The 13,531-nt window shown below is 71.8% G+C and carries 7 protein-coding genes; 2 read left to right on the plus strand and 5 right to left on the minus strand.

Annotation, left to right across the window (positions count from 1 at the left end):
* Nucleotides 1–959 (minus strand): hydantoinase/carbamoylase family amidase (locus OQF71_RS01015; protein WP_280585210.1); only part of this gene is annotated, 959 nt, incomplete at its 3' end.
* A gap of 130 nt (nt 960–1,089) precedes the next feature.
* Between OQF71_RS01015 and OQF71_RS01020 the strand changes: the two genes are divergently transcribed.
* Entirely contained in the window at nt 1,090–1,302 is a 213-nt protein-coding gene (locus OQF71_RS01020) for a PLDc N-terminal domain-containing protein (protein WP_280585211.1), read from the plus strand.
* Between the two features lie 4 nt (nt 1,303–1,306).
* Here the strand turns inward: OQF71_RS01020 and OQF71_RS01025 are convergent, their stop codons facing one another.
* The 4 genes from OQF71_RS01025 to malA are packed head-to-tail and all read right to left on the minus strand — an operon-like array spanning nt 1,307 to nt 8,674.
* Nucleotides 1,307–2,338: a sodium:calcium antiporter gene (locus tag OQF71_RS01025; RefSeq protein ID WP_280585212.1), complete on the minus strand. Its 1,032-nt coding sequence runs from the start codon at nt 2,336–2,338 to the stop codon at nt 1,307–1,309.
* Between the two features lie 4 nt (nt 2,339–2,342).
* Nucleotides 2,343–3,833 (minus strand): 4-alpha-glucanotransferase, encoded by a 1,491-nt coding sequence (gene malQ / locus OQF71_RS01030; protein ID WP_280585214.1) that lies wholly within the window; start codon nt 3,831–3,833, stop codon nt 2,343–2,345.
* Between the two features lie 51 nt (nt 3,834–3,884).
* The gene (gene gghA / locus OQF71_RS01035; protein ID WP_280585215.1) at nt 3,885–6,500 is read right to left on the minus strand and encodes a glucosylglycerol hydrolase; all 2,616 of its coding nucleotides are present in this window, start codon (nt 6,498–6,500) and stop codon (nt 3,885–3,887) included.
* Nucleotides 6,497–8,674, minus strand: a complete 2,178-nt coding sequence (gene malA / locus OQF71_RS01040; RefSeq protein WP_280585216.1) for an alpha-amylase MalA — start codon at nt 8,672–8,674, stop codon at nt 6,497–6,499. Before malA ends, gghA begins: the two co-directional genes overlap by 4 nt.
* Nucleotides 8,675–8,785: 111 nt before the next feature.
* On the opposite strand from malA, the gene OQF71_RS01045 reads away from it, so the two are divergent.
* The gene (locus OQF71_RS01045; RefSeq protein ID WP_280585217.1) at nt 8,786–13,531 is read left to right on the plus strand and encodes a glycoside hydrolase family 15 protein; all 4,746 of its coding nucleotides are present in this window, start codon (nt 8,786–8,788) and stop codon (nt 13,529–13,531) included.

The following is a 13,531-nucleotide window of genomic DNA, read 5'->3' on the forward strand; positions in this document are numbered from 1 at the left end:
TCCTGGTGGGCGAGCGACTCGCGAGCGGCCGAATCGATCGCGCCCCTCGATTCGGCCTCGACGTCGCGGACGTCGACGCCGGCGTCGACGCGGCCCGGAACGACGTTCGTCGCGTTCGGCGAGACGGAGAGCGAGCCGACGGTGCCGACCGCGGAGGCGCTCGACTCGTCGACGACCGCGTTCGCGGCCGCCTCCACGTCGAGGACGAACTCGCTCGCGGCCGCGAGCGCGTCGGTCCGGTCGCCCATCGCGGTCGCGCCGGCGTGGTTCGCCTCGCCCTCGAGCGTCACGTCACAGTGAGTGATCCCCGTGATCGTCGTCACGACGCCGGCGTCCGCGCCCGCTTCCTCTAAAACGGTGTCCTGCTCGACGTGGAGTTCGTAGAACGCCGCCCACGTCGCGGGGTCGATCGCGTCGTCGCCGCGGTAGCCGATCCGGTCGAGCGCCTCGCCCAGCGTCTCCCCGTCGGCGTTCTCGTACCCGAGCGCCTCGTCGGCGTTCGTCTCGCCGATCGCCACGCTCGACCCGAGGAGCCCGTTTCCGAACGTCGAACCCTCCTCCTCGGTGAAGCTGACGACGCCGACCGGGCGCGCCGGCTCGACGCCCGCTTCCCGCATCGCCCGCACCGCTTCCAGCGCGGCGTACGTCCCGAGCGGGCCGTCGAAAATTCCGCCTTCGGGGACGCTGTCGAGGTGGCTCCCGCTCACGACGGGCGCGGCCGCGGGGTCCGCGGAGTCGGGGGTCCACGTGCCGATGACGTTTCCCACCTCGTCGACGGCGACGTCGAGGCCGGCCGCCTCTAGCCGCTCCACGAGCCGGTCGCGGGCGGCTCTGTTCGCCTCGGTTCCGGTCCGGTTCGTTCGCCCGCGCCTCTCCGGGTCGTCGTACTCGACTCGACCGAACGCCGCGTTCGCTTCCAGGTCCGCCCGGAGGCGATCGGCGTCGACTGACAGGTCCATGCGCGGATCGGGGCGCTGCCGGACCAAAACGGTTCGTGGTCGGGGACGGCGGCGAGGGGGCGGCACGGGCGCGCCCAAACGCTCCGAACGGACCAAAGAGACTTATTGCGCCCGTGAGTGTGTTCGGCCGATGTCCCCGATACTGCTGCAGGAGGCCTTGGCCGGCGGGATCGCCTTCCTGTTCGGTCTGCTGGCGCTGCTCGTACAGCTCGCCATCATCGTCTGGATCTACTCGGACGCGAAGCAGCGCAGCGACCAGCCCGCGTTCCTCTGGGCTATCGTCGCGTTCCTCGCGCCGCTGCTCGGCCTCGTGCTCTACTTCATTATCGGTCGGAACCGGTAGGCGCTCACACCCCCCGCAGGAGGCTCGTTACTCCGACCGTCTCGGCGACCACCCACGCAACGAACAGCAGGTACGCCGCGAGCAGGACGTACGACTCGCGGCTCGTGAGCGACAGATCCGTCCGGAGCGCCGCGAACAGCAGGACCGTCGCCGCCGTGAGGACGCCGAACATCGGAACGGCCGTCGAGAAGTTCACCTCTACGCGGCCGACGATGAGCACGCCCAGCGGGATGGCGACGAGAAGGTCGAAGGTGTTCGACCCGAGCACGTTCCCGAGGCTCGTCGATCCGCGACCCTCCTGTGCGGTCCGGAGGCTCACCAGCGTGTCGGGGAGGCTCGTCGCCGCCGCGACGATCGTGACCCCCGCGAGGAACTCCGGGATCCCGAACGTCGTGCCGAGAGATTCGACGGACGCGACCAGCCGCTCGACGGTCACCACGATGACGAGCAGCCCGGCGGCGAGTCTGCCCCACTCCCTGCGGATGTCGACCCCGTCCCGGACCGTCTCGATGTCGGCGTCGCCGACGTCCTGATACTGGATGAATAAGTAGAGCCCGTACAGGGCCAGCGGGATGAGCGCGAGCGGCCGGGTCAGCTCTCCCGAGATCGTCTCCGCGGGGACCGGAACGTAGATGACCGCGAGCGAGAACGTCACGATCAGCGCCGCGACGGCGATCATGTAGAACTGCGCCTCCTTGTACACGATCGTCCGGCTGGACTCTAGGGGGCCGTCGGCGCCGAACCCCGACAGCGCGGGAATGACGAGCACGTTGAAGATGGCGGAACCGACGAGCGCGCCCACGCCCATATCGAAGACGCCGACGAGGGCGGTGACGAGCACGCTCACCAGCTCGGGAAAGCTCGACCCGACGGCGACGACGATCGACCCCTGTACGACTGCCGGTAACCCGTAGTACGCCGAGAGCTTCTCCGCGGCCTCTTCGAGCCAGCCGCTGCCGATCCAGATGGCGGCGGTCGCGACGAGGATCACCGCGATGTCGATGATCGGAGAGTTCGGGAGGACGTCTCCGAGCACCGGTTTACCTCACGTGTCGCCCGGCGAACTCCCACAGGCGGTCGGCGATGGCGTCGTCGAACTGGTCCCGCGTCACGCGCCACTCCCAGTTGCCGTCGACGGTCCCGGGCTCGTTGAACCGCGACTCGCTGCCGAGCCCGAGCAGGTCCTGTACCGTCGTCATCGCGAGCACCGCTTCCGAATCCCACACCTCGTCGATGATCTCCCACTCGACTCCGCGGTCGCCCTCGGCGCCGACGTTGTACCGGAAGCAGTCGCGCTGCCGCTCGGGGAGGTCCTCGAAGTAGCCGACCCACGTGTCCGTGTCGTGGGTCGACGTGTATCCGACGACGCCCTCGGGGTAGTGCATCGGCTGGTACTCGTTACCCTCCTGACACCAGTCGGCGTACTGCGGGACGCGCATCCCCGGGAAGCCGAACTCGGCCATCAGCTCGTCCATCGCCGGCTCCTCGAAGCCGAGGTCCTCGGCGATGAAGGGCGCCTGCCCCAGCTCGCGCTCGACCGTCTCGAACAGGTCACGCCCCGGGCCCTCCCGCCACTCGCCGGCGGCCGGGTCGTCGCGGTCGGCCGGGATCGCCCAGTACTTCACGAACCCGAGGAAGTGGTCGAGCCGCGCCACGTCGGCGAGGTCGAACAGCCGCCGGAACCGGGCGATCCACCAGTCGTAGTCGCGCTCGGCGAGCCGCTCCCAGTCGTAGACGGGGTTCCCCCAGCGCTGGCCGTCGTCGCCCGGATTCGGCGGGACGCCGGCAACCGCCGTGGGCCGGTTCGACCCGTCGAGACGAAACGCCTCCGGGTTCGCCCACACGTCCGCCGAGTCGAGCGCGACGTAGATCGGCACGTCGCCGACGATCGAGACGCCCTCCTCGGCCGCGACCGCGCGGAGCTCGCGCCACTGCCGGTCGAACGTCAACTGGACGAACTCGCGGAACCGGACCTCCGTCGCGTGTCGCTCGCGGGCCTCCGCGAGCGCCTCGGACTCGCGCGTCCGGAGCGGCTCCGGCCACTCGACCCACATCCCCTCGGGACGGGAGTCGGAGAGCGCCCGGAACAGCGCGTAGTCGGCGAGCCAGGGCTCGCGCTCGCGGAACGCGTCGAGCTCTGACGCCGCCCCCTCACCCGCTTCCGCGTCGAACCGCTCGAACGCGGTCCGCAACAGCGGCAGCTTGTACTCTCGTACCGCGCCGTAATCGACTCGGTCGTCGGGAAAGTCGGGGACGGGTTCGAGCTCGGACTCGTCGAGCCAGCCGTCGGCGACGAGCCCGTCGAGGTCGATCAGGAGCGGGTTGCCGGCGAACGCGGAAGGAGACTGGTACGGCGACTCCGCGGCGCCGTCCGTCGTCGGGCCGATCGGGCAGATCTGCCAGTGGTCGACGTCGCCGTCGCCGAGGAACGAGAGGAACGCCGCGGCGCCGTCGCCGAGGTCGCCGATCCCGTGTCGTCCCGGAAGCGAGGTGACGTGGCAGAACACGCCGTCGGAGCGATCGAATCGCATGCGTTCCCCTGCGACCGCCACCGACTCAAGCGTTGCGTCCGCGCCACCGACTCAGTCGTCGCTCGGTCCGGCTCGCCACACGACCGCGTCCGCGGTTTCGAGCGTGATTGTCGCCGCGTCGTCCCCGGGCGCGGCGCTCGTGTCGGGCGCCGCGATCGCGACGCTCCAGTCGGCCGAATCGTCGACATTCAAGTCGTCGAGGACGCCCGTCGGCGACAGTTCGACCGGCGTTCCCTCGACGTTGCAGGCGACGAGCAGCGTTTCGTCGCCCTCCGGGTCGCGCCTGAGCGCCTGATACACCACGGTCCCCTCCGTCGGATGTCGGTAGCCGAACGCCTCGCCGCGCTCCGGTTCGACGTCCGCCCGGAGCCACGGCCGCGCCTGCCGGAACTCGCGGACGCGTCGGTCGAACGCGGTCCGCGCCTCGCCCTGATCGTCCTCCCACCGGTCCAGAACGAGGTACTCGGCCACGTCGGCGCTCCACGCGAACGAGAACTCTTTGAGGTCGACGGCGGTGATCCCCTCCGCGGCGGGGTCGGAGTCGCCGGCTCGCTGGTCGTCGTCTCTCGCCTCACTCGACAGCGGCGTCCCCTGCACGGACAGCAGCTCCGCGGTCAGGTCGAGGTCGTAGTCCGTCGCGTCGACGAGGGCCGCGAGCGTCGTAACGAACTCCTTCAGTTCCGCCCGCGTCTCGAATCCCAGCGCCTTCAGTCGGGCGAACGCGTCGTGATCGTCGTACGACACCTCGGGGACGTGCCAGTCGATCCACGGCGCCTCCTCGGCGACGACCTTCACGTTCCACGTCGGATCGGTGTCGCGGACGAACCCCCACGGCGCGCGGTAGTTCGCGTGGAGGAAGTCCATCGGGACCCCCGGCATCGCGACGTGGAACCAGACGAGCGCGGCGGGGCTGTCGTACGCCTCGCGGATCGTCTCGGGCGGCGAGTCGGCGAGGTAGGGATTGATCGGCGCGCCGTCCCAGTCGTCGGTCACCTCGACCTGCGACCCGCGCCGGAGCGTGTCGTGGTTCGCGACGCCGGTGATCCACTGGCTCCCCGTCTCGCCGACCTCGCGCATGCGCCACCACTTCGTCGCCCAGAAGGTGAGCAGCGCGGGCCTGTTGTGCGCGAACGTCACTGGCGACCACTGGAACGCGTGCGGATGCTGGTCGATCAGCGTTCGGTAGGTCGACGCCAGCTCCCAGTCTTCCCGCGGCCACGGCCGCCCGTCCTCGTAGATCATCCACGGGCGGAACTCGGTCCCGGCGACCTCGTGGACCACGCGATCCATCTCCGCGAGGAACGCGTCGTCGTGGACCTGTTCGCCCGTCTCCTCGTCGTGGTAGGTGAAGTCCTGCGCGCCGTCGATCCGGATCCCGTCGGCGCCGAAGTTCGCCTTGCGCCGATGGAGTTCGAGCAAGATGGCCCGGACGACGGGCTGCCGGTAGTTCAGGTGAAGCCCGTACATCCCCGGCCCCTCGAAGAAGGGGTCGGGGAGGAGTTCGGCCGCCCCCGCGTCCGCGTGTCCGAGCGCCACGTCGAAGACGACCCGGATCGGGTCGGGCATCGCGTGGCAGGCGGCGATGAAGTCGACGAGCTCGTCGGGCCGCCCCGTCTCCAGAATCGCGGGGTTCGCGGCCCCGAGCCCGCTCACTACCACGTCGTACCCCCAGTTGGTCTGATCGGGGCGCTCGGCGCCGACGGTCACGCGCTCCGCGTCGCGCTCGCGCTCCATTGCGTCGTCGGGCGTCTCGCCGCCGACCCCGCCGGGGCGCCAGTACCACTGTCGCCCGTACGCCTGCGTGAGCGGCTCGACCGGCATGAGCTGGACCGCGTCGTAGCCGGCGTAGTTGCGCTCGTGGGGCGCGAGCGGGTCGCCGGCGCGGAGCTTCTCCCCGATCGCTTCGAACCGCTCCGCGAGCGCCGCGAGCGATCCGCGCCCGGTCGACGTGCCGGGGTGGACCTCCAGCATGCTCGTCGCGGTGTCGACCCGCGGGAGCCCGTCGTCCGCCGTCGTCGGGAGCGCCTCGCCGTCGGTCCCGAGCGACGCGAAGTGGTCGCGGTCGGGTCGCGTCGCGTCGAGGCGCGGCCAGTCGTACGCCTCGGCGGGGGCGAACGCCCCGAACGGGAGCGAGTACGCGAGGGGGTCGCGAACCGTCTCCCACTCGCCGTCGCCGTCTGGTCTCCGGTACGCCAGCTGATACAGCGCGCCGAGCCGATCGCGGGTTCCGACCGGGATCCCCTCGACGGCGACCCAGTGGAACTCGCCGTCGCGCTCGACCGGGAGCCGGTCGACACGGAACGCGGCCTCGCGGAGGTCGTCGCGGCCGGGGTCGACGGAACCCTTCCCGTCGTCATTACCGTCGCCGGAGAGGGGTGTGAACAGCTCCAGCCGTACGTCGTCGGCGGGGACGCCGGCGTCGACGAGATCGGGTGTCCAGAAGCCGAAGGCGACGCCCTCGGGCGGGTCGGTCGCCGGATCCGCGCCCTCGCCCCGGATCGGGTCGGCGCCGAGCCGCTCGGCGATCGATCTGGCCGCCTCGAACCGATCCGCTGCCGCGTCTCGGTCCGCCTGCGCTCGCTCGACGAGCGCGGCGGTTCGATCCGGGAGGACTTCCGGCGATCGATCGTCGGGACCGTCTCCGTCGTCGCCGGGTCCCCCGCTCATTCGTCGGGCTCCCGGACGACTGCGACCTCGTCGACGCGGATCCGCTCGGTGCCCTCGCCGTCGGCGACGACGCAGGGCTCGCCGGTGACCAGATCGCGGTCCGCGTGGTCGGGGTCGACCGCGACGCTCGCCGTCTCGGGCGCGAAGTTGAGGACGACGATCAGCGACTCCGCGCCGTCGCTCCGGCGGAACGCGACCACGTCGTCGGGGTGGATGTTCCCGCTGGCGACGATCGGGCGCTCGTCGAGGTCGCCGCTGGCGACGTGGTACCCGACGCGCTCTAAGTCGCCTTCGGGGCCGAGTGCCGGGTGATCGGCGCGGGTCGCGAGCAGGCGCTCGTAGCGCTCGCGGACCTCCTCACGCGCGTGGTCCCACGCGATCGCGTCGCGGCGGCCGCGCTGGCCGATCTCCTGGCCGGCGTACACCATCGGCACGCCGGGCAGCGTCATGGTTGCGGCGCCGGCGGCGGCCGCGGCGGCGTCCCCACACTCGACGCGGTACCGCGTCTCGTCGTGGTTCTCGATGTACTGGAGGAAGCCGGCGTGGTCGGGGAAGCCGATCTCCGCGCGCTGGTCGATCGCGTCCAACACGGAGGCGGCCGGCTCGGCGCCGCGGCCGACCTGCCGGAGCTGGAAGTACAGTGTCGCGTCGAAGTGGATGTCGAACATCCCCTCGTGGAAGCCGGGGATGTACGGGATCGTCTCGTCCATCAGCAGGAACTCGCGATCGATGTCTTTCACCCGGTCGCGGAGCTCGCGCCAGAACGAGTCGGGCACGGCCCACGCCATGTCGCAGCGGAACCCGTCCACGAGCGGCGCCCACTCGTCGATCACGTCGAGCAGGAACCGCCGCACGTCGAGGTTCGCGTGGTTCAGGTTCGCGATGAGCTCCCAGTCGAAGTACGTCCCCGGCTCGCCCGACTCCTGCCACTCGAAGCGATCGCGGAACGGGGAGTCGGGGTTCCGATAGGCGTCCTCGAACCACTCGTGGTCGCGGGCGGTGTGGTTGGCGACGAAGTCGAACAGCACGCGCATCCCGTGGTCGTGGGCGGTCTCGACGAGCGCCTCGTAGTCGTCGCGGTCGCCGAGGTCGTCGGCCACGTCGAAGAAGTCGACGATGTTGTAGCCGTGCGGCTTCCCGTCGTGCCCGAGAACGGGCGTGAGCCACAACGTGTCGACGCCGAGGTCGGCGATCGTCGGGATCCGATCCGCGATGGCCTCGAACGCTTCCCCCTCGTCGGCGTCGGCGAACGTCCGAACGTACACCTCGTAGACGGTCGCGTCAGTCGTCCACTCGGGCGGCTGGTTGAGCCGGACGGTCTCGAAGGCGAGCCCGTCGGCGCCGGTCGGGGCCGTCAGGTCCGGATCGCTCACCTCGTCCGCGTCCGCGGCCGCGAGGTCGCTCCGTTCGGTCCGCTCGACCGCGATCGCGTCGGCGACGCTTACCCGCTGTTCGCGCCCCGGCTCGCGGGCGACGGCGACCCCGTGGACGCGCAGCCGGTCGGGGACGGCGTCGGCCGGGATCCGGAGCGCGCGTCCGTCGTCGGTCGTGCTGAGCGCGTCCCGCGGGTTTCGCCGTCCCTCCGCGACCGCCTCCTCGACGTCGCGGTCGTCGACGACGAAGGTGACCGCGAGATCGGACGCATCGAGGGTGGACTCGGGGTTCGGCGTCGGCGTCGCCCGGACGATGACTTCGGCGCGCTCGCCGCCGCCGCTTCCGGCGCCCTCGCCGCCGCCGCTTCCGGCGCCCTCGCCGCCGTTCGCCTCGCGATCTCCGTCTTCTCGCGCCTCCTCGACGGTCGCGTCCAGTCGGACGCGCGGTCGGCCGACGCCCTCGCGGGCGCGCTCCGCGCCGTAGTCGATCTCGGCGTGATCCGCGTCGCGGTCGCGGATCGCCGTGCCGCTGCCACCGGCGACGTCCGCGCCCTCGTAGCTCGCCGCGAAGGCGCGGACCGTGAGGAGGTGATCGCTGTCGGGCGCGTCGAGGCCGAGCCGGTACCGGCCGGGGACGTCAGGCGTGAACGCCGTCACGGACTCTTCGCCGACGGTCGCCTCGCTGTCCGGCGGCGCGTCGGCGACGCGCCACTCGTACGCCGCTTCCGGGTCCGGGTCCCGCGGTGCCAGCTGGGTCGACTCCCCAGTCGAGAGGAATCGGGGGGGTCCAGGGTGATGCATGGGGAACCCATCGGCGCCCGGGGTCTTTGTTATTGCTCTTCGACCATTTCAGTAGCATCGAGCGGTCGCCTCGTTCGTCAAGGCTTTTACCGAGGGAATCGCAGGGCGATTATGCGACTGCGAACCGCTCTCACGGAGCACGAACGTCGGCGCGGCGAGCGCTATCCGGCAGAGCGCCCCACGACCGCCGGCGCGTTCACGGGCGACGACGGCCGCCTGGTCCACGTCGGCCCCGACGGCGCCGTCCACGACTGTTCGTACTCCCTGTCGGGTGTCGGCGGGGCCGACCGGCTCCGGATGGGGATCACGGCCGGCCGCGGCGTCCGCTGGTTCGACGACCTCGCGACGACGCGCCAGCACTACGACGGCGACACCCCGCTCGTCGAGACCGAGTACGACGCGGGGCGGTACACGATCCACCAGTACGATCTCGTCGTGAGCGACACGCACCTCACCCACGTCGAGCTGCGCGGGGCGCCGCCGGCGGACGCCGAGCTGGTCGCGGCCTGCGCCTTCTCGCCCGACATGGTCGAGGGCCGCGTCGGCAACTTGGTCCACCAAGAGGCCGGACCGGAGGACGGGAGCGTCGTCGAGGTGTACCACCGCACCGAACACGACTTCCTCACGGCGTCGACCGGGCTCTCGGCGGCGCACGGCCAGCGGCTCCGCACGATCACGGAGCTGCTCGGCGAGGACGAGCACGGCTTCCCTCACCGCGGGGAGATCGACCAGCGCGAGGACTCGCGGCTCACCCCGGACGTCGTCGTCCGCGCGCCCTTCGAGCGCGACGGGCGGACCGAGCGCGTCACGCTGGCGAGCCGAGCGGTCGTCGATCGCCGAGAGACGCGGGAGACGGGCGACGACGCGATGGACGCGCTCTCCGACGGCCCCGACCGCCAGCGGCGGATCGAGGAGCTGTCGCGGATCGCGACCGCCTACCCCGACGCCGACGACCTCCGCGAGGCGGCCGCGGGCCGGGGGCCGACAGTCCCCGAGGACGTGCCGCGGCGCGGCGTGATCAAGAGCGACCTCCGCACGCTCACCCTGCTGACCGCCGAGTCCGGCGCCCGGATCGCAGCCCCCGAGTTTGACCCGTTCTACTCGACTTCCGGCGGCTACGGCTACACGTGGTTCCGCGACGAGGCGGAGACCGCGACGGCGCTCCTGAGCGCGAGCGAGGAGATCGGCCTCGACGCCGACGAGGAGCTGCTCGCGACCGCGTCGTTCTTCTGCCGCACGCAGGACGCCGACGGCTCGTGGCCCCACCGCGTCTGGGCCGACTCCGGCAAGGTCGCCCCCGGCTGGGCGAACGCTCGGATCGAGGACGCTAACGGGACCGCCGGGCCGAACGATCAGCTCGACCAGCCGGCGTCCGTGGTCGCGTTCCTCGCCCGGCTCCGCCGGACGACCGACCTCCCCGAGGAGTGGCGCGACCGGATCGACGCGACGATCGCCGACGCGGTCGCCTTCCTCCGCGAGACGACCGAGGACGACGGGCTCCCCCGTCGGTGTCAGAACTGCTGGGAGAACGCCCTCGGGCGGTTCACCCACACCGGCGCGACGTACCTCCGCGCGTTCGCCGCGGTGGCTCGCGCCCCGGTCGACGACGAGACGCGCGTCGCGGCGGCCGCGGCGGCGGATGAGGCGCTCGCCGGGCTTGACGACCGCTGGAATCCGGACATCGGTCGGTTCCCGCAGCGCGCGAGCGCGGAGAGCCGCGACGACCGCGCGGACGCCAGCACGTTCGCGCTCGCGAGCGCGACCGTCGAGTACGCGGCGCTGCGCGAGGAGCGCGCGGACGTCGACGGCGCGGTCACCGACGGTTCGGGCGCGGCAGTCGCCGCGGCCGACTTCGAGGCGTTCCTCGACAGCGTGCGGACTCACGTCCGGAACTCGATCGAGGCGCTCCACCGGGAGACCGCCGACGTCGAGGGCCTCGTCAGGTTCACCGGCGACGACTGGCGCACGGCCGAGCAGGGCGCGGCGAAGGTGTGGTCGATCGCGACGCTGTGGGGCGCGACGGCCGCAGCCTCGCTGGGCGGGCTCGTTCGCGATCGCGGCGGCGACGCGGATCGGCTGTTCGGCGCGGCCCGCGACCTGTACGCGCTCTGCGAACCCGACGGTCACTTCGTCAACGACGCCGGGCTCTTCGCCGAACAGGCGTTCGACGACGGCGACCTCGACAGCGCGACGCCCATCGCGTGGTCGCACGCGCTTCGGATCGAGGCGACGGTGACGCTCGCGAAGCACGGGGCGCTTCCGGTTCCGCACGACCGACCCACCGGACCGGACGAGGCGCCTCACTGGACCACGGGTCGGAAGTTCGGCGTCGGTACCCCGGCCGACCACGAGACCGACGACCCGGTCCCGGTCTGGTTCACGCTGACGGAGGGAGCGCTCACCGAGGCCCGATTCCCGCGGATCGACGTGATGAACGTCAGGACGTTCGACTTCCTCGTCGCCGATCCGGAGACGGGGTACACGATCCGTACCTTCGACGAGACGAGCCACGTGACGACCACGGAGACCGTCGAGCGCCGCACGGTGCCGGCCGCCGACGACGCCCTCGCGTACACGCAGACGGTCCGCGAGACCGGCGACGGCCACGGCCACGAGTGGACGCTCACCGTCGAGTACGCCGTGGACACCGACGGCGACGCGATCCTCGCGGACGTCGCGTTCGAGGGCGGCCGCGAGTACGACGTGTACGCCCTCGTCGACACGACGATCACGAACGTCGGTACGAACGACCGCGGCGATCGCGTCGGCGACGCCGACGGCTACCACCTCCTCGCGCGCAACGACGACGCGGCCGAGCGACACACGGGTAAGCTCGTCGACGACGACGGCGACTCCTTCGAGGTCGCGCTCGCGCTCGCCAGCGACGACCGGTTCGAGTGGGCCAGCGTCCTCGCGGCCGGCGGCGAGGAGGCGGACGCCCTGTTCGGCGAGGGGGAGCGCGGCGATGGCGCCGTCGAGGCGACCGGCAACGTCGTACTCGCCGGGCTCGTCGGCAGCGGGACCGCCGTCTCGGACACGGTCGCGCTCGGGTTCGCCGAGAACGCCGACACCGCGGCCGCGCTCGGCGAGGCCCGCGGCGCCGTCTCGCGGGGCTTCGAGGACGTCGCCGCGTCGTACGTCACGTCGTGGCGCGACTGGCTGGCCGGCCGCGAGTTCCCCGACTCGGTGACCGGCGACGCGGAGTTGGAGACCCAGTACCGCTTCGCGCTGATGACGCTCGCGGCCGTCGAGGACAAGCGTCACGACGGGGCGGGAATCGCCAGCCCGTCGGTGCCGTGGGGCGAGACCGAGTACGCGGCCGAGGACCGCGGCTACGGCTACAACTTCGTTTGGTCGCGCGACCTCTATCAGGTGTTCACCGCGCTGATCGAGGTCGGCGAGGTCGAGCGCGGCGCGAACGCGCTCGCGTACCTCTACAACACCCAGCAGGACGCCGACGGCTTCCTCCCGCAGAACACCTACATCGACGGCCGAACCCGGTGGGGCGGCGAGCAGATGGACAACATCGCGTTCCCGTCTGTGATGGCGTGGCAGCTGTACGAACACGGGACCGCGCCGGCCGACGCCGACTACACCTACGACCAGGTCCGGCGCTCGCTCGGCTATATCGCGGCTCACGGCCCGGAGACGGCACAGGAGCGCTGGGAGGAGGAGGCCGGCTTCTCGCCGTCGAGCATCGCCGCCGAGGTCGCGGGGCTCGTCTGCGGCGCCGCCCTCGCGCTCGCGGAGGCGGACCGGATCGAGTCCGGTGGCAGCCCGGCGGGAGGCTCGCGCGACGAGCCCGCTCCCGACGAGCTCCGCGCCGACGCGCTCGCGTGGCTCGGGCTCGCTGACGACTGGGCCGCGCGCGTCGAGGAGTGGTGCGCGACGTCGACGGGGACCGAGCGCTACGGCGAGACACCGTATTACCTCCGTATCACCGCCGACGGGGACCCCGAGTCCGGGCGCCCGCGGACGATCGCCAACGACGGGCCGACCTACGACGAACGGGAGATCGTCGACGGCGGCTTCCTCGAACTCGTCCGGCTCGGCGTGAAGCCCGCCGACGACGAGACGATTCGGAACTCCGTCTCCGTCGTCGACGACTCGATCCGTGTCGACACGCCGTACGGCCCCGGGTGGTACCGCTACGTCGGCGACGCCTACGGCGAGATCGCCGCCGGCGACCCGGGCGCGCCGTGGGCCGGCACCGGCGACGGTCGCGGGCGCCTGTGGCCGATCTTCACCGGCGAGCGCGGCGAGTACGAGCTCCGAGCCCGCGCCGACGGCCCCGACGCCTTCGGCGGCACCGACGAGGACGCGCTCGAACCCGACGCCCTCTTGGAGACGATGGCCGGCTTCGGCAACTCCGGGCGGATGCTCCCCGAGCAGGTGTGGGACCGCGAGCACCCGACCGACTACGGCTGGGAGTTCGGCGAGGGCACCGGGGGGGCGACCCCGCTCGCGTGGACGATGGCCGGCTACATCCGGCTCGCCCACGGCGTCGACGCCGGCGAGCCGGTCGAGACGCCGTCGGTCGTCCGCGAGCGATACGTGGAGCGCGACCGCCCCGCGAGCCCCGATCTCACCGCCGCCGTCGAGTACGCGGGCGACGATTTGATCGTCTCGGGCGAGACCGACGGCGATGCGGTCGCGGTGTACGCCGCCGGCGGCTCCACGCTGGTGGAACCCGAAGACGGCGAGTACGAGGTCCGGCTCGACGCCGACCTCGACGCCGACACGGTCGTCGCCGCGGCGGCGACCACCGACGCCGCGGCCGGTAACGGCGACGACGCGGACGCCGCCCTCGCCGACTTCGTCGACGCCGGAACGTCGATCGAGCGGCTCCGGCTGTAA

Source organism: Halorubrum sp. Boch-26, from assembly GCF_029889805.1.
Taxonomy (GTDB): Archaea; Halobacteriota; Halobacteria; order Halobacteriales; family Haloferacaceae; genus Halorubrum.